Here is a 428-nt window from a genome sequence, read left to right as displayed (position 1 = left end):
CTAGTAATCACAGATTCGTTAGCACAAGTACCATTAGCTGTACTATCAGTAAATGTAGCCTCTAGCGTGTTATCACAATTATCTGCTTCATCAGTTACATCACCAGTAAGTGTTAAATCATTAGGATCTTGTTCACAGTTAATAGTAATATCAGCAGGAACAGTAAATGTAGGACCAGTAGAATCATTAAGCGTTAAAGTAGCATTTAAAGTTTCACTATTGTTACAAGCATCAGTAGCAGTATAAGTTACCGCAATAGTACCACCTAAACCACAAGTAGTTGTAAGCGTTGTAAAGTCGTAGTTAGAAGTAACCGTAACATTAATATCATTAGCACAGGCTTGAATAGCTGCAATGTTATCAGCATTCCATTGGTCTGCAATGGTTTGGTTATTATCACCGTCACATTCTAGAGTTTGGTCAGTTAC

Annotated in this window: 1 pseudogene; it reads right to left on the bottom strand. The window is 36.4% G+C overall.

What is annotated here, in order from left to right:
* Positions 1 to 428, bottom strand: a pseudogene (locus tag Q0997_RS20340) (gliding motility-associated C-terminal domain-containing protein); the annotation flags it as partial.

It is taken from the genome of uncultured Lacinutrix sp., assembly GCF_947500325.1.
Classification (GTDB): domain Bacteria; phylum Bacteroidota; class Bacteroidia; order Flavobacteriales; family Flavobacteriaceae; genus Lacinutrix.
Note: the sequence above shows the minus strand (reverse complement) of the source record. Positions and strands in the feature narration are given on the sequence as shown.